This is a genomic window from Kineosporia sp. A_224 (assembly GCF_002198655.1).
GTDB lineage: Bacteria > Actinomycetota > Actinomycetes > Actinomycetales > Kineosporiaceae > R-H-3.
In genome coordinates, this window is sequence record NZ_MWLN01000197.1 from 19,941 (window position 1) to 35,077 (window position 15,137).

The following is a 15,137-nucleotide window of genomic DNA, read 5'->3' on the forward strand; positions in this document are numbered from 1 at the left end:
CCCCGGGGATGGATGACCTCGTCGCACGCGCGCAGATCGACGTCGACGCCGACCGGCACACCGTCTGGCGGACGTTGACGGACCCCGAACGGATCAGGCAGTGGATGGGTGCCACCGTCACGAGCACCTGGGTGGAGGAGGCCGAGATCAGCTGGCACGGCGAGTGGGACGGCCGGTCCTTCGCCGACCACGGCCGGATCCTGCAGTACCTGCCGGAGAGCGCGCTGCGGATGTCGCACTCCGGCGGCACCGACGCCGACGGGGTGCCGCACACACTGACGTTCGACCTGTCGGACGTCGGGGACGGCGGCACCCGGGTCGCCGTGACCCAGGAGCACAACGTGGACGAGGCGACGGTCGCCCGTTCGGAGCACACCTGGGCCGCGCTGCTCGGTGCGCTCAAGGGCGTCGCGGAGTCCCACCGCCCCGCGCGCTCCGACGTCAGGGGTGCTCGGACAGACGGGTGACCTCCCGCCGGAACGGCACGACGTCGTTCGGCGGCAGGTCGGTGTCGAGCTCCTCGGCGTACCGGCGGCCGGACCACACCGCCATGGCGATGGTGCCGGGGGCCCAGGCGTCCCCGATGCCGCGCACCGAGCGGAGCCGGCCGTCCGCGACGGCGCTGTCGAAGCCGTCGAGAAGGTCCTGGCCGGTGGGAAGCCGCGCGGTGACGAGGACGACGGCGTCGGCGGCCAGGTCCTCGGTCGCGCCGGTCCACGCGCACGCCGTCTCGACGTACCCGGTGCGGACGGCGGTCACGGCCCGGTCGGTGCGCACGTGCACGCCCGCCGCTGCGACCCGGCGCCGGACCTTCGCGAGCTCGAGGGTGTTCGCCGTCCAGGCCGAGACCTGCGACGCCGGGGTGACGAGGTGCACCTCGTACCCCTCGCCGCCGAGCAGCTCGGCGAGCACGCCACCGAGGTAGTAGTGGTCGTCGTCGAAGAGGACGACGCGCCGCCCGGCCGGGCGGTGGCCGGCCATGAGGTCGTCCGGGGTGAGCACCTCGGCGCCGGGGTCGACCGGCATCGCGTGCGTGTGCCGGCGGCCGACGCCGTCCCGTCGCCACGTCGCCCCGGTCGCGACGGCCACGTGGTCGAAGCCGAACTCGAGGGCGTCCTCGACGGTCATCCGGCTCTCCCGGTAGACCTCGACGCACCCGAGGTCCGCCAGGGCCAGCTCGCGGTGGTCGCGGACCCGGCCCCAGGCGGCCAGCCCGGGCAGCCGGGACTCGGCCGTGACCCGGCCGCCGAGCTCGCGGGTCGCCTCGGCGAGCACGACGTCGTAGCCGCGCACGCCGAGCGCTCGGGCCGCCTCGAGCCCGGCCGGGCCTGCACCGACGACGAGCACCCGGCCCTCGGACCCCTTGGGCCGCACCCGCTCCGGGTGCCAGCCGCGCCGGTACTCCTCGCCCATGGTCGGGTTCTGCGTGCAGCGGATCGGGGTCATCGTGTGGTCCCCGGAGACGCACATGTTGCAGCCGATGCACTCGCGGATCGTGTGCAGCCGGTTCGTGCGGATCTTCTCCGGCAGGAACGGGTCGGCGATCGAGGGCCGGGCCGCGCCGACGAGGTCGAGGACGCCGTCCCGCACCTGCCGGACCATGAGGTCGGGCGAGGTGAACCGGCCGACGCCGACGACGGGCTTGGTCGTCAGCGCCTTGAGGCCGCGGACGGCGTCCTCGTGCTCGCCCTCCGGGCCGAACCGGGACGTGTTCGAGTCGTCCTCCCACGCACCGACGACGAAGTCCCAGAGGTCCGGCAGCTCACCGAGCGCGCCGACGACGTCCTCGATCTCCGCCCGCCCCAGCCCGCCCGGCCCGGCGAGCTCGTCGACGGTGAGCCGGCAGGCGACCGCAGCCCGGCCGGTCGCCTCCTCGACGCTGTCCTCGAGCACCTCGCGCAGCAGCCGCATCCGGTTCTCCGGGCTGCCGCCGTAGGCGTCGGTCCGCTGGTTGTACCGCGGTGACAGGAAGTGCTGCAGCCCCGCGAGGTCGTGGCCCGCGTAGACGTAGACGAGGTCGTAGCCCGCGGCGACCGCCCGGCGGACGGCGGTGCGGTGCCAGCGCCGCAGGTCCGCGACGTCCGCGAGGGACATCGCCCGGGCCTGGACCGGGTGGTACGACTGCACGGGCAGGTGCGCCGGGCCGAGCGGGGTCTCCCGGCTGTAGAGGTTCGCCGCGTGCATCCCGTTGTGCGCCAGCTCGATCCCGGCGAGCGCGCCGCCGGCGTGGATCTGCTCGGCGATCCGGGCCAGCGCGGGCACGTCATCGTCGTCCCACAGCCGCAGCTCGACGAACGGCGCGACGTCGGACGTCGGGTGGATCTCGACCTCCTCGGTGCACACGACGCCCCAGCCGCCCTCGGCCTTGACCCGGCGCATCGCCGCCTGGGCGCTCGGGTCCCGGTAGCCCATGCCGTTGCAGTGCGGCACCTGGAAGAACCGGTTCTTCGTGACGAGCGGCCCGATCCGGACGGGCTCGAAGAGCGCGGCGTACCGCGGGTCGGTCGGGGGCTCCGGCGTCGTCATGGGGCCATGCTCGCAGCGGCGCCGGTGACAGTGCGGGACCGGCGTGCGACGCTGGCCGGGTGACTGACGTGACGCCGACGATCGAGCAGGTCCGCGCCCGGCGGAGCACCGCCGAGGGCCTGCGGTACTTCGACTCGCTGCCCGCGGTCACCGTCGAGGAGATGCTCGGCCGCTGGCGCGGCGAAGGTGTCGAGACCGGTCACCCGATGGACGGCGTCCTCGAGCGGTTCGGCTGGTACGGCAAGCGGTTCGACGGCCCGGACGACGTGCACCCGCTCGTCTTCCGCACGTCGGGCGGCCTGCGCAGCGTCAACCCCGCGCTGATGCCGGTCGGGCTGCTCGCGGTCCGGCCGCGGACGGCGTTCCTGCCGGGGGTGGCGGGGGCGTTCCGGCTGCTGCTGCCGCTCGTCACGACGTCCCGGCCTGCGGCCCGGCTGCGGATGACCGAGTACCGCGGCGTCCTCACAGCGACCATGTGCTACGACGCGCACCCGATCCACGACGTGTTCCGCCGGGTCGACGACGACACCGTGATCGGGGTCATGGACCAGCGCGGGCTGCCGCAGCCGTTCGTCTTCCTGCTGCGCCGGGAGCGCTGACCCCGCCGGTCGGGTGCTAGAGCCTGATCTCGCTGATCTGCATCGTCGGCGTCGTCGCGGTGTAGTTCGGGATGTCGCCCATGATCTCGGCGGTGTGCGGCCCGAACGCCGTCTGGAAGGCCTCGACGGACTCGAAGACGAGGTGGCCCACGGCGGCGAAGGGCGGCGGCTGTCCCGGCCCGCCGCCGGCGACGCCCTGGTCGACCGACGAGCTCTTGAGCGCGTCACCGAGGCGGTCGGCGACCATCGGCATGTGGCTGCCGAGGTAGTAGTCCATGTCGAACGGCTGGTCCTCGGCGTACGGGTAGAGCACGCTCACCTTGATCATGCCGGTCCTCCTCGACCTCGTCGTCCCGTCCAGCATGCGGTGCGGATCAGCGCGGCGCCATGCGGAGCGCCCCGTCCATCCGGACGACCTCGCCGTTGAGGTAGTCGTTGTCGATGATCGCGAGCACGAGCCGGGCGTACTCCGACGGCAGGGCGAGCCGCTTCGGGAACGGCACGGACTCGGCGAGCGCGGCCCGGAACTCGTCGGAGACGGTCGCGAGCATCGGGGTCTCGACGATGCCGGGGGCGATGGTGCAGACCCGGATGCCGTACTGCGCGAGGTCGCGCGCGGCCGGCAGCGTGAGCCCGACGACGCCGCCCTTGGACGCCGCGTAGGCGACCTGGCCGATCTGGCCCTCGTAGGCCGCGATCGACGCGGTGTTGACGACGACGCCGCGCTGGCCGTGCTCGTCGGGCCCGGTCTCGGCGATCGCCTGCGCCGCGGTGGCGAGCACGGTGAACGTGCCGACGAGGTTGATCTGCACGACCTTCGCGAACAGGCCCACGTCGTGGACGTTGCCCCGGCTGAGGATCCGCTGCGACGGCCCGATCCCGGCGCAGTTGACGACGGTGCGCAGCGGGACGCCCGCCGACGCCGCGGTCGCGACCGCCGCGCCCACCTGCTCGGCCGACGTGACGTCGGTCGGCAGGTAGGTCACGCCGGTCACGTCAGGGGCCTTCCCGAGCGCGTCGGCGAGGTCGAGCGCGAAGACCCGCGCGCCCTGGGCGGCGAGGGCCGCCGCGGTCGCGGCGCCGAGGCCGGAGGCCCCGCCGGTGACGATGGCTGCGGTGTCGGTCAGCTGCACGGTCGGCTCCTGGGCGTCGTCGTCTGGTGGGTCTGTCGGTGGGCGGTCAGGCGTTCGGCAGCGTACGGATCGCCGTCGACGGGCCGGCCGCGAGGGCCCGGCCGACGACCATCCGCTGGATCTGGTTGGTCCCCTCGAAGATCTGCATGACCTTCGCCTCGCGCATGTAGCGCTCGACGGGGAAGTCCCTGGTGTAGCCCGCCCCGCCGAGCACCTGGACGGCGTCCGTCGTCACGCGCATCGCGTTGTCGGTCGCGACGAGCTTGGCCATGCTCGCCTCCGTCGCGAACGGAAGGCCGGCGTCGCGCAGCCGCGCGGCGGCCAGCGTCGTCGCCCGGGCCGACCAGACGGCGGCGGCCATGTCCGCGAGGAGGAACGCCAGGCCCTGGTGCTCGACGACGGGCCGGCCGAACGCCTCGCGTTCGCGGGCGTAGGCGAGCGAGACGTCGAGCGCGCCCTGGGCCAGTCCCGTGGCGACGGCGGCGATCCCGAGCCGGCCCGAGTCGAGCCCCGCCAGCGCGATCGACAGCCCGTCGCCCTCGGCGCCGATCCGACGGTCGGCCGGCACCCGGACGCCGTCGAACCGCATCGTGGCGGTCGTCGAGCCGGTGAGACCCATCTTGCGCTCGGGCGGGTCGGCGGACAGCCCGGGGGAACCGGCCGGCACGAGGAAGCAGCTGATGCCCCGGCGGCCCTCGTCGGTGCGGGCCATGACCGTGTAGAAGTCCGCGTGGCCGGCGTGCGTCGTCCAGGCCTTGGCGCCGGTGATGACGTAGTCGACGCCGTCCCGCACGGCACGGGTGCGCATCGCGGCCGGGTCGGAGCCGGCGTGCGCCTCGGAGAGGCAGTAGGCGCCGAGCAGGTCGCCGCCGAGCATGTCCGGCAGCCAGCGGTCCCGCTGCTCGTCGGTGCCGTACGCGAAGAGCGGGAAGCAGGCCAGGGCGTGCACCGAGACGCCGACCGCGACGCTCGACCACACGGTCGCGAGCTCCTCGAGGACCTGGAGGTAGGTCCCGTACGGCTGCCCGCCGCCGCCGTGCTCCTCGGGGTACGGCAGGCCCAGCAGGCCCGCCCGGCCGAGCGTGGCGAAGACGTCGCGCGGGAAGCGCTCGTCGGCCTCGTCCTGCGCGACCCGGGGGCGGAGCTCACGCTCGACGAGGGTGCGGACGAGCTGCAGCAGGTCGGCCTCCTCCGAGGTCCGGACGAGCGGGGAGCCGGGCATGAGGGCCTCTCGACGCGACGGGTACCGGGCGGTGGATGCTGGGCACTGGATACCGGAGTGAGTACCAACGTACCCGTTCTGGTACTCGACCGGTATCCTCCGGGGGTGCCCTCCTCGACGCGCCTCGACGTCCGTCGCGAGGAGCTGCTCGCCGAGCTGACCGACCTGTTCCTGCGGGAGGGGTTCGCCGGGCTCAGCACGGCGGACCTCGCCGAGCGGCTGCGCTGCTCGAAGACGACGCTGTACCTCGTCGCGTCGAGCAAGGAGCAGATCGTCGTGGCGACGGTCCGCAGCTTCTTCCGGCGGGCGGCCGAGCGGATCGAGGCCCGCGTCGCGGCCTCGGAGGACCCGGTGACCCGGATCCGGCTCTACCTCGACGGGGTCGCCGCCGAGCTCGACCCGGCGACGCAGGCCTTCCATCGCGACCTCGCTGCGTCCGCCCCGGCCGCGCAGGTGTACCGCGAGAACACCCTGCACGCCGCGCGCCGGGTGCAGGAGCTCGTCGCCGCGGGCGTCGCCGCCGGGGCGCTGCGACCGGCCCACACCGGGTTCGTCGGGGCCGCGGTCACCGAGGTCATGACGGCGATCCAGCGCGGCGACGTCGCGGCGGCGACGGGCCTCACGGACGCCGAGGCCTACCGCGAGCTCGTCGACCTCGTGCTCTCCGGCCTGGCCGTCTAGAGCTCCAGCACCTCGGCGCGGCCGCGGGCGGCGGGAGTCCCCTCGTCCACGGTGACCCCGCCGAGGTCGAGCGTCTGCACCTTCGCCAGCCGCGAGGCGTCCGTGAGCAGGGCCCGGTAGGCGTCCTGGACGACGTACGTCCGGAAGGCCCGGGCGAAGATCGAGCGGTCCTCGTCGAGCCGGACGAGCTCCTCGGAGAGCGCGGCGAGCCGGCGCTGGACGGCCTCCCGGGAGAGCAGCCCGCCGAGGTCCGGCGCCCGCGGCGGGGCCGGCTCCGGCGGGGTGCCGTGCGCGACGACGACCCGGGACCAGGCCGGGCGCGGCGGGATGAGCAGCTCGAAGAGGGCGAACAGCGCGACGAAGAGCAGCACCGACAGCAGCAGCGCCATGACCCACCTCGCCTTCGAGAGCTCCATGCTAGGCATGCCGGGGCGTCGGCGTCACGAGCTGCGGGCTCCGGGCCGCGGAGTCCGCGACGGCGCCACAACGCAACCAGAAGTGCCTCCCGGACGGCGTTCGTGCTGTCGGACGGCGGTTCCGGTTGCGTTGTGGCTCGCAGGTCAGACGGTCAGGTAGTGCCGGATCCCGTCGGGGTCGTCGGTCTTCGACGTCACGACCGCACGGTCGACGAGCAGCTCGAGGTGCGCCGAGGTCTCCAGGGTCGCGAGCATCTGGTTGAAGACGTCGAGGTCGTCGAAGGCCCGGCCGCGACGGGTCCACGTGAGGATCCGGGCGACCTCGTAGGCGGTGGTCGCCCCGCCGGCGAGCGCGGCGAGCGTCGCGTCGAGACGCTCCTCGTGGTGCGCGAGCAACGCGTCGACCCGCTCGTGGACCGGCCCGGCGACCGCGCCGTGCGCGGGCAGCAGGAGGGCGTCGGGCATGGCGTGGACCAGGGCGAGGGAGGCCATGTAGTCCGCCAGCGGCGAGCGCCCGGGCAGCGGCTCGAAGCCGATCGACGGGGTGATGTGCGGGAGCACGTGGTCGCCGGCGAAGAGCAGCCCGGCGGCCGCGTCGTGGAAGACGAGGTGGCCGCGGGTGTGGCCGGGAGTCGCGACGGCGCGCAGGGTGCGGCCCGTGAGCGCGACGTCCGTGGCGTCGTCGAGCCACGTGTCCGGGGGCTGCCAGTTCTCGAGGTCGACCGGGCCCGGGTCGTGCGCCGCGACCGCGTCGGCGACCGGGCCGGCACCCGCGCGGCGGAGCAGGGAGACCTGCTGCGAGAGCCGTTCCCCGCTGCGGCCGAGGATCGCCGAGATCGCCGGCCGCTCGCCGGTCCCCAGGCTCACCGCCGCCCCGACCCGGCGGCGCAGCGCGACGGCCTGCGTGTAGTGGTCGCGGTGGACGTGCGTCACGAGCACCCGGCGCACCTCACGGACGTCGCGGCCGATCCCGGCGAGGGCGGCCTCCAGGGCCTGCTCGCTCTCGGCGAGCGCCCAGCCGCCGTCGACGAGCGTCAGTGCGTCACCGTCCTCGACGGCGTAGACGTTGACGGCGCGCAGCCCGTCGTGCGGCAGCGGCAGCGGGATCCGGTGCACGCCGGGGGAGACGGGGTGCGCCCCGGGCGTCGTCCAGTCCTGCTGCGTGGTCCCGGGCATGCCGCGAGACTACGGTCCGTCGCCCGGGGCGCCGCCGGTGAGGGCCGTGACCGCGTCGGCGACGGCGTCCGGGTCGCTCACCGGCGTGAGGTGCCGGGCGTCCGGGATGATCCGCGGCGCCGGGGCGCCGATCCGGCGGGCCGTCTCCTGCGGCGTCCCCGCCGGGAAGACGTCGTCCTGCGCCCCGAACACGACCGCCTTGGGCACGTCGAGCCGCGCGACGAGCGACAGCCGCGCCGTCGGCACCCCGAGCACACCGGTGTCGAGCATCGCCCACAGCGCGTCCTCCGCGCCCGCCACCCGGAACGGCCGCCGCCACGCGTCGATCCCGGCCGCGTCGAGCCGGGGGCACCGCGGCCCGCACTGCCCGCCGTAGACGCCGCGGACGACGGCGTCGGAGCCGACGGCGAGCCGCAGGAGCGTCGTCCGGTAGGGCGGCAGGACGGCGTACCGCACCGGGCTGCGGGCGCCGGCCCCGGTCGCGAGCGCGTCGCCGTCGAGGAGCATGAGCCCGCCGACCCGTTGCGGCGCACGCAGTGCGGCCTCGACGACCACCGCCGCGCCGCTGGAGTGCCCCACGAGCACGGGCCGCTCGAGGCCGAGCGCGTCGAGCAGCCCGAGCAGCTGGCGGGTCGCGTGGTCGAGGTCGTAGGGACCGCGCCGTTGCGTGTAGCCCCAGCCGACGACGTCGTAGGCGTAGACCCGGTGGTCGGCGGACAGCCGCTGCGCGACGGCGTCCCAGGTGCCGGCGCTCTCCGCGGCACCGGGCACGAGGACGACGGCCGGACCGGTGCTGCCGTGCACGGACACCCGGGTCATGAGGTCCCCGGTGCGCACGTACGTCAGCCCCGGCGGTGGGGCGGACGGCCCGTCGGTGACCCGGTTGAAGCCCCACGACACCACGGTGAGGACGACGACGAGGGCCGCGACGACGACGCCCGCCCGGCGCAGCGCCCGGCGCGCCCGCGGGCGCCGGCTCACGGCCGGGCCACCGGCGGCGGCAGCGCCCGCTGCACCCGGGCCACGACCCGGAAGGCGTCGCGCAGCCCGCGCCGCTCGAGCGTCGTCAGCTCGTCGGGGCGCAGGTGGTCGTCGGGGGCGTCACCGCGCCGGACCTGGTCCGCCTGGTGGTGCAGCCGGGTGCCCTGGACGACGTGGAGCGCGTCGGCGAGGTCGCGCGCCTCGTCGTCCCGCAGCAGCCCGTGGACGGCGGCGGCCCGCAGCCGGGCCGCGGTGCCGGCCGGCGGCGCGGGCAGCAGGGTCGCGAGGTACCGGCCGGCGGCGACGACGGGACCTGCGCCGCCGCGCTTGAGGTCGACGGTGCCGGCGTGCTCGCCGCCGCTCTCGATGACGAGCCCGCGGACGAAGCCGGTGGGCGGGTGCAGGGCCGTCGCGACCCGGTGGGCCGTCGCCCGGACGGCGGGGCGTGCGTGCGCCGAGCGCAGGGCCCCGGAGACGGGCGCCCACGTGGCGTGCCCCCGGACCGGGCGCGCGTCCGCGAGCGCGGAGAGGTAGATCTCGGCCTGGTTCTCGGTCGGCGCACCGGCCCAGCCGGCGACGGCCGAGCACCAGGCGCCGACCGAGCGGGAGAAGCGCGGGTCGTCGGCGCGGACGCCGTTGACGTCGTGGTCGAGCCCGCACGCGCCGAGCGTCGTGAGCACCTCGGCGGCGAGACCGCGCATCCAGCGCCGGACGTCCGGGTCGGTGTCGTCGCCCTCCCAGGCGAGGAGCGAGTCGAGGTCGGACGACAGCACCGCCTCGCCGCGGGCGACGGAACCGGTGACGAGCCAGGCGAACGGCACCGGCGGGACGCCGCGGGCCGCGACGTGGAGCTCGACGGCCCGGGCGACGACGGCCTCGACGAGCGCGCCCAGGGTGCCGGTCACGGTGCCCGGCGGCATCCCCGCCCCGACCGCGGCGAGCAGCGCCGGGCGCATCCCACGGGCCGCCTCGACGAGCGCGGCGGGCGTCGCGGCGCGGGACACCGCGCGACGCAGCCGCACCGGCGTCCGGCTCTGCGCCGCGAGCAGGTCGCGGTCCTCGACGACGCCGAGGACCTCCCCACCGGCCCCGACGACCGGCAGGTGCCGGAAGCCGTGGGTGAGCAGCGCCAGGACGGCGTCGTCCGTCGTCGCGTCCGGCGCCACGGTGACGGCCGGTACGGTCGCCACCTCGCCGACGGGGTCGCTGACGCTCCGTCCGGTCGCGACGACCCGGGTCCGCAGGTCGCGGTCGGTGACGATCCCGAGGTGGCCGTCCGCCGTCCGCACGAGGACGCACGAGGCGTCCCGGTCGTGCATCGCCGCGACGACGTCGCGCAGCGGGTCGGCGGCCGCCGCGACGACGACGGCCCGCGCCAGCGGTCCCACGGCCCCGGGCCCGCCGTCCGTCACCGGCGCTGTGCCCGCCGGCGGCGTCCGCTCGCGCACGGTCCGCGCGAGGAAGCGCAGCCCGCTGCGGCCGGCGAGCAGCGGGAGGATCGCGTCGGCCGGCAGCCGGTAGGCGACGACGTCCTCCGCGGCCCGGACGTCGAGCCCGGGCGGGAGCCCGGAGACCGCGGACGGCAGCCCGACGAGCTCGCCCTCGCCGAGGACGTCGACGACGCGGCCGTCGGCGAGCAGGTCGGCGTGCCCGGTGCGCAGCACCCGGACCGCTCCGTCGCCCGGGCCGCCGGCGGCGACGATCAGGGTGCCCGCGGGGACGTGCTCGACGACGACCGCCGCGGCGACGGCGCGCAGCGCGTCGTCCGGGGCGCCGTCGAACGGCGGGAACCCCCGCAGGAAGGCGACGGTGTCGTGCACGAGGTCATCGTGCACGACCGCCTCCCCGCGGGGGTCCGGGTGGTGCCGGTCGGTCAGAGGTTCTCGATCTGGCGGGCGCGCCGCTGGTGCTCCAGCGGGTTGAGCTCGGCGTCGATCGCGTCGCCGTGCGGTGCGTCGCTGCGCTCGTGCGGCCGGCTCACGAGCATGTAGACGAGGCCGACGGCGATGACGACGACGGCCGAGACGCCCAGGCTGTAGCGCTCGTACCAGGCGCCCTCGGCGGCGGCCGTGTACTTCACGAGGACGAAGATCGCCGAGACGCCGTAGACGAGGGCCGCGACCGTCACCGGCATGCCCCAGCTGCCGAGCGTGAAGGCGCCGGAGGGCCGCCAGCCCTTGACCCGGGCCCGCAGCGCCGCGAAGACGACCATCTGGAACGCGACGTAGATGCCGAGCGAGCCGAAGCTGATGATGAGCGTCAGGGCCTTGCCGGGCATCCACTGCGAGCCGATGACGATGGCCGCGGGGATGAGCGCCGCACCGAGCATCGCGTACGGCGGCACGTGCCGGGTCTGGCTGAACTTCTTGAGGATCCGGCTGCCGAAGATCATGTCGTCGCGGGCGTAGGAGTACGTGAGCCGGCTCGCGGCTGCCTGCAGGCTCATCGCGCAGGAGATGAACGACAGCAGGATGACGACGAACACGACGCGGGTGCCGGTCTCGCCGAAGGCGTCCACGAGGACGGTGCCGACCGGGTCGGTGTCCTCGCCGGAGATGACCGCGCCGAAGTCGCTGATCGACAGCAGCAGCGCCATGGTCACGAAGATCGCCGCTGCGCCGCCGATGTAGATGGTGCGGCGCATGGACGTCGGGATCCGCTTGCCGGGGTTGGGGACCTCCTCGGCGACGTCGCCGCAGGCCTCGAACCCGTAGTACTGGTAGATGCCGAGCAGGCTCGCCGCGAGGAACGCCGGCACGTAGCTGCCGGCCCCGGCGCCGAAGCTGTCCGTGAAGATGGACAGGGTCTGCTCGCGGTGGGTCAGGAGCAGCCAGGCGCCGACGGCGAGCGCGCCGACGATCTCGGCCGCGAAGCCGGCGATCGCGGCGAGCGCGAGCACCCGGGTGCCGGCCAGGTTGATGAACGTCGCGAAGACGATGAGGCCGAGCGCACAGGCGATCGTCGCGGCCGTCGACGGCTCGACGCCGAGGACGAACGACAGGTACGGGCCGGCGCCGTAGACGACGCTCGCGATCGTCGAGAGCAGGGCGGCGAGGTAGATCCAGCCCGCCATCCACGCCCAGCGACGGCCCCAGAGCCGGCGGGCCCAGGGGTAGACGCCGCCCGCGATCGGGTACTGCGCGACGACCTCGCTGAACACCTGCGCCACGAGGAACTGCCCGATGCCGACGATGACGAGGGACCAGATCATCGGCGGGCCGGCGACCGGCAGCAGGAGCCCGAACAGGGAGTAGATGCCGACGACGGGCGAGAGGTAGGTGAAGCCGAGCGAGAAGTTCGCCCACAGGCTCATGTCGCGCTTGAACTCGGACGTGTAGCCGAGGGCCGCGAGCCGGGCGGCGTCCTCGTCGTGGTGCGCGGCGGTGTCGCTCAACGCTGCTCCTAGGACGTCGGGCCGAGTCGACTCGGCGACGGGACACGCCGCGGGCGGCGATGGCGGCAAAACCTATTGCTTCATAGTTCACAGCACAAGACTTTCCCGAGGCGTCCCGGTAACTTCTCCCGGGGGGCCTCCAGGGGCGACGGCGACGGGCGGGAACGGCAGTGGCGGTTGGGGAGCGGGTCAGCGCCCGTACGGCGGTCTTCGCGCCGCTGACCTCAGGCGGCCGGGCCGAGGCGGTGGTCCAGCGGATCACCGAGTCGGCCTCCCTCGGGCTGCTCGCGGACGGCGAGCAGCTGCCGAGCGAGACCGAGCTCGCCGCGCAGCTCGGGGTCTCCACGGTCACGCTGCGGGAGGCGCTCGCCTCGCTGCGGGAGCAGGGGCTCGTCGAGACCCGGCGCGGCCGCAACGGCGGCAGCTTCATCCGGGCCCCCGGCGACCCGACGAAGACCGACCTGCGCTCGCGGCTGTCCGCGCTGAGCGTCTCCGACCTGCGCGACGCCGGGGACGAGCTCGCCTCCGTGTCCGGCGCCGCCGCCCGGCTCGCGGCGTCCCGGGCGTCGACGGACAACGTCCGCCGCCTGCTCACCCTCGCCGAGCGGATCGGCGCCGCCGCCGGCGTCGGGGACCGCACGCGCGCGGACAGCCGGTTCCACATCGAGGTCGCCGTCTCGGCGGCGTCCGAGCGGCTCACCCGCAGCGAGGTCTCGCTCCAGGGCGAGCTCGGCCTGCTCCTGTGGGGCGCCGCGAGCGCGGCCGGGCACGCCGCCGAGTCCGCCGAGCAGCACCGCGCGATCGCCCTCGCGATCTCCCGGGAGGACGCCGGACTGGCCCGGGACCTCGCCGAGCGGCACGTCGAGCAGAACATGCACCGGCTCATCGAGGCCCGGATCGAGCTGCACGGAGGTGGCGGGCGTGGTCGTTGACGGGCCGGGCCGCGGCGGTGCGACGGCCGGCGACGTGGTGGCCGTCGCCGCGCTGCTCGCCGCGCCGGTCGAGCGGATCTTCGGCGAGCTGGGCCCGATCGCGACCGCGTTCGCCGGGATCGTCGCGGCCGCCGCGGCGGCCGGCCGCCGGCCGGTGGTCGCGGACCTCGCCGGGCTGCGCCCGCTCGCGGACGCCGCCATGGGCGCCGACGGGCTGCTCGTCGGGGCCGGGGTCGTCCTCGAGCCCGGGCTGCTGGCGGACGCCGACCGGTACCTCGAGTGGCGCCAGCGCGGCCGCGACGGCCGCTACGGCGCCCTCGTGCTCGACGTCGACCCGGCGAGCGAGGACCCGTACGACTACCCCGAGATGGAGTGGTTCCGGGTGCCGCGCGACGAGCGCCGGCGGATGGTCGGCGGCCCGTACTTCGACTACCGCGGCGCCGACCGGTTCGCGCTGACGTTCGCGCTGCCGGTCGTCGTCGACGGGGTGTTCGCCGGGGTGGCGGGGGCCGACGTCCCGCTCGCGGTGCTCGAGGCCGAGCTGCTGCCGGTGCTCCGCCGGATCCGCACCCGGGCCGCGCTCGTCAACCACGAGAGCCGCGTCGTCACCGCGAACACGCCGCACTACGCCACCGGCGCCCGGGTGCGTCCCGGCGGGCCGGGGGAGCCGCTCGAGGTCGTCCCCGCCGTCGAGGACCTGCCCTGGGACCTGCTCGTCGCCGCTGCGGGCTGACCCGCCGTCCGGTGCGGACGGCACCCCCCGGCCCGTCCGTGGGCCTGCGCGTCAACCCCTTGACAAATAAAACTATGAAGTCAATGGTTTGGCGTCATGACGCAGACACCCACCGCCGCGACGCCCCCGCTGTCGTGGGACGACCTCGCGTACCTGCCCGTCTCGGACCCCACGTTCTCGGTGCAGTCGGACGCCGTCCGGCAGGCCCGCGCGCAGGGCTGGTGCGCCCGCACGCCCTACGGGCTCGCCGTCCTGCGCTACGACGAGGTCAACAAGCTCATCAAGGACCGGCGCCTGCGGCAGGGCAGCTGGGCGTGGCCCGCGCACAACGGCGTCACGGGGCGGTTCGCCGACTGGTGGGCGGGCTGGCTGCTCAACATGGAGGGCGAGGACCACGCCCGGCTGCGCCGCCTGCTCAACCCGGCGTTCTCCCCGCGTGCGCTCGCCGAGCTCTCGCCGACGTTCGTCGCGCTGGCGAACGAGCTCGTCGACGGGTTCGCCGCGACCGGTGAGTGCGAGTACGTCTCGCAGTTCGCCGAGCCGTACGCCGCCCGCGTCGTCGCGATGCTCCTGGGGATCCCCGAGGAGGAGTGGCCGGCGATCGCCGAGGTCTCGGCGACGATCGGGCTCGCGATGGGCGTGACGTTCGCCCAGGAGCTGCCGCGCATCGAGGACGCCCTCGACCGGCTCTTCGCCTACTGCGACGCGATCATCGCCGACCGGACGGCGAACCCGCGCGACGACTTCGCGACGACCCTCGTGCTCGCCCAGCGGGACGGCGAGCGGCTCAGCCGGACCGAGCTGCGCGACTCGATGGCACTGCTCGTGTTCGGCGGCTTCGACACGACCCGCAACCAGCTCGCGCTGGCGATGAAGACCTTCGCCGAGCACCCCGACCAGTGGGCGCTGCTCGCGCAGCGGCCCGACCTCGGCAAGGCCGCGGTCGAGGAGGTCATGCGGGTCAGCCCGACGGTGACCTGGGTGACCCGGGAGGCGTTGGCGGACTTCGAGTTCCAGGGGCTGCGGATCGAGGCCGGGACGACGGTCCACCTCTTCTCGGAGTCCGCCGGGACCGACCCCCTCGCGTTCGCCGACCCCGCCTTCGACATCACCGCCGAGGGCCGGGTCCCGCACTTCGGGTTCGGTGGCGGCGCGCACCACTGCCTCGGGCACTTCGTCGGCCGGATGGACATGTCCGTCGCGCTGCCGATCCTCGCGCGCCGGATGCCCGACCTGCGGATCGGGCCGGGCGCGGAGTGGATGCCGCTGTCCGGCAACACCGGCGCGCACCGGCTCCCGCTGCTGTTCACCCCGCAGTCCTGACCCCGCACCGAGCCCCACCGC

General features: G+C 75.1%; 15 protein-coding genes. 6 read left to right on the forward strand and 9 right to left on the reverse strand.

What is annotated here, in order from left to right; all coding sequences use genetic code 11:
* The first annotated feature begins 8 nt into the window (after positions 1-8).
* Complete coding sequence (locus EDJALFJO_RS22885) at positions 9-467, forward strand: SRPBCC domain-containing protein (RefSeq protein WP_088288635.1); 459 nt, start codon at positions 9-11, stop codon at positions 465-467.
* Here EDJALFJO_RS22885 and EDJALFJO_RS22890 read toward each other — a convergent pair.
* A complete protein-coding gene (locus tag EDJALFJO_RS22890) occupies positions 442-2,526 on the reverse strand; it encodes an FAD-dependent oxidoreductase (RefSeq protein WP_088288636.1) in 2,085 nt (694 codons plus the stop codon). The two genes, EDJALFJO_RS22885 and EDJALFJO_RS22890, sit on opposite strands and share 26 nt — an antisense overlap.
* Before the next feature lie 59 nt (positions 2,527-2,585).
* Here EDJALFJO_RS22890 and EDJALFJO_RS22895 point away from each other — a divergent pair, with 59 nt between their 5' ends.
* Positions 2,586-3,125, forward strand: a complete 540-nt coding sequence (locus EDJALFJO_RS22895; RefSeq protein WP_198950566.1) for a DUF4334 domain-containing protein — start codon at positions 2,586-2,588, stop codon at positions 3,123-3,125.
* A gap of 16 nt (positions 3,126-3,141) precedes the next feature.
* Here the strand turns inward: EDJALFJO_RS22895 and EDJALFJO_RS22900 are convergent, their stop codons facing one another.
* Genes EDJALFJO_RS22900 through EDJALFJO_RS22910 form a run of 3 tightly spaced genes read right to left on the reverse strand, consistent with a single transcriptional unit; the run spans position 3,142 to position 5,480 of the window.
* Complete coding sequence (locus tag EDJALFJO_RS22900; protein WP_088288637.1) at positions 3,142-3,453, reverse strand: EthD family reductase; 312 nt, start codon at positions 3,451-3,453, stop codon at positions 3,142-3,144.
* 46 nt (positions 3,454-3,499) lie between these two features.
* Positions 3,500-4,258: an SDR family NAD(P)-dependent oxidoreductase gene (locus EDJALFJO_RS22905; protein ID WP_088288638.1), complete on the reverse strand. Its 759-nt coding sequence runs from the start codon at positions 4,256-4,258 to the stop codon at positions 3,500-3,502.
* Positions 4,259-4,304: 46 nt separating this feature from the next.
* A complete protein-coding gene (locus EDJALFJO_RS22910; protein WP_088288639.1) occupies positions 4,305-5,480 on the reverse strand; it encodes an acyl-CoA dehydrogenase family protein in 1,176 nt (391 codons plus the stop codon).
* A gap of 105 nt (positions 5,481-5,585) precedes the next feature.
* On the opposite strand from EDJALFJO_RS22910, the gene EDJALFJO_RS22915 reads away from it, so the two are divergent.
* Positions 5,586-6,161 (forward strand): TetR/AcrR family transcriptional regulator, encoded by a 576-nt coding sequence (locus EDJALFJO_RS22915; protein ID WP_088288640.1) that lies wholly within the window; start codon positions 5,586-5,588, stop codon positions 6,159-6,161.
* Here EDJALFJO_RS22915 and EDJALFJO_RS22920 read toward each other — a convergent pair.
* The 5 genes from EDJALFJO_RS22920 to EDJALFJO_RS22940 form a co-directional block, all read right to left on the reverse strand.
* Positions 6,158-6,577, reverse strand: coding sequence for a hypothetical protein (locus EDJALFJO_RS22920; RefSeq protein ID WP_088288641.1), 420 nt, complete (start codon positions 6,575-6,577; stop codon positions 6,158-6,160). The two genes, EDJALFJO_RS22915 and EDJALFJO_RS22920, sit on opposite strands and share 4 nt — an antisense overlap.
* 144 nt (positions 6,578-6,721) lie before the next feature.
* Complete coding sequence (locus EDJALFJO_RS22925; RefSeq protein ID WP_088288642.1) at positions 6,722-7,753, reverse strand: MBL fold metallo-hydrolase; 1,032 nt, start codon at positions 7,751-7,753, stop codon at positions 6,722-6,724.
* Between the two features lie 9 nt (positions 7,754-7,762).
* Positions 7,763-8,734, reverse strand: coding sequence for an alpha/beta fold hydrolase (locus EDJALFJO_RS22930; RefSeq protein ID WP_088288643.1), 972 nt, complete (start codon positions 8,732-8,734; stop codon positions 7,763-7,765).
* Entirely contained in the window at positions 8,731-10,569 is a 1,839-nt protein-coding gene (locus tag EDJALFJO_RS22935; protein ID WP_158220534.1) for a putative nucleotidyltransferase substrate binding domain-containing protein, read from the reverse strand. The genes EDJALFJO_RS22930 and EDJALFJO_RS22935 overlap by 4 nt, the downstream gene beginning before the upstream one ends.
* Positions 10,570-10,607: 38 nt before the next feature.
* Positions 10,608-12,128 (reverse strand): APC family permease, encoded by a 1,521-nt coding sequence (locus EDJALFJO_RS22940; protein ID WP_198950567.1) that lies wholly within the window; start codon positions 12,126-12,128, stop codon positions 10,608-10,610.
* Positions 12,129-12,298: 170 nt separating this feature from the next.
* Between EDJALFJO_RS22940 and EDJALFJO_RS22945 the strand changes: the two genes are divergently transcribed.
* The 3 genes from EDJALFJO_RS22945 (at position 12,299) to EDJALFJO_RS22955 (ending at position 15,116) form a co-directional block, all read left to right on the forward strand.
* Positions 12,299-13,060, forward strand: coding sequence for a FadR/GntR family transcriptional regulator (locus EDJALFJO_RS22945; RefSeq protein ID WP_088288645.1), 762 nt, complete (start codon positions 12,299-12,301; stop codon positions 13,058-13,060).
* The gene (locus EDJALFJO_RS22950) at positions 13,050-13,793 is read left to right on the forward strand and encodes a cache domain-containing protein (RefSeq protein WP_088288646.1); all 744 of its coding nucleotides are present in this window, start codon (positions 13,050-13,052) and stop codon (positions 13,791-13,793) included. The genes EDJALFJO_RS22945 and EDJALFJO_RS22950 overlap by 11 nt, the downstream gene beginning before the upstream one ends.
* Before the next feature lie 96 nt (positions 13,794-13,889).
* Positions 13,890-15,116, forward strand: coding sequence for a cytochrome P450 (locus EDJALFJO_RS22955; protein WP_088288647.1), 1,227 nt, complete (start codon positions 13,890-13,892; stop codon positions 15,114-15,116).
* The last annotated feature ends 21 nt before the right edge of the window (positions 15,117-15,137 follow it).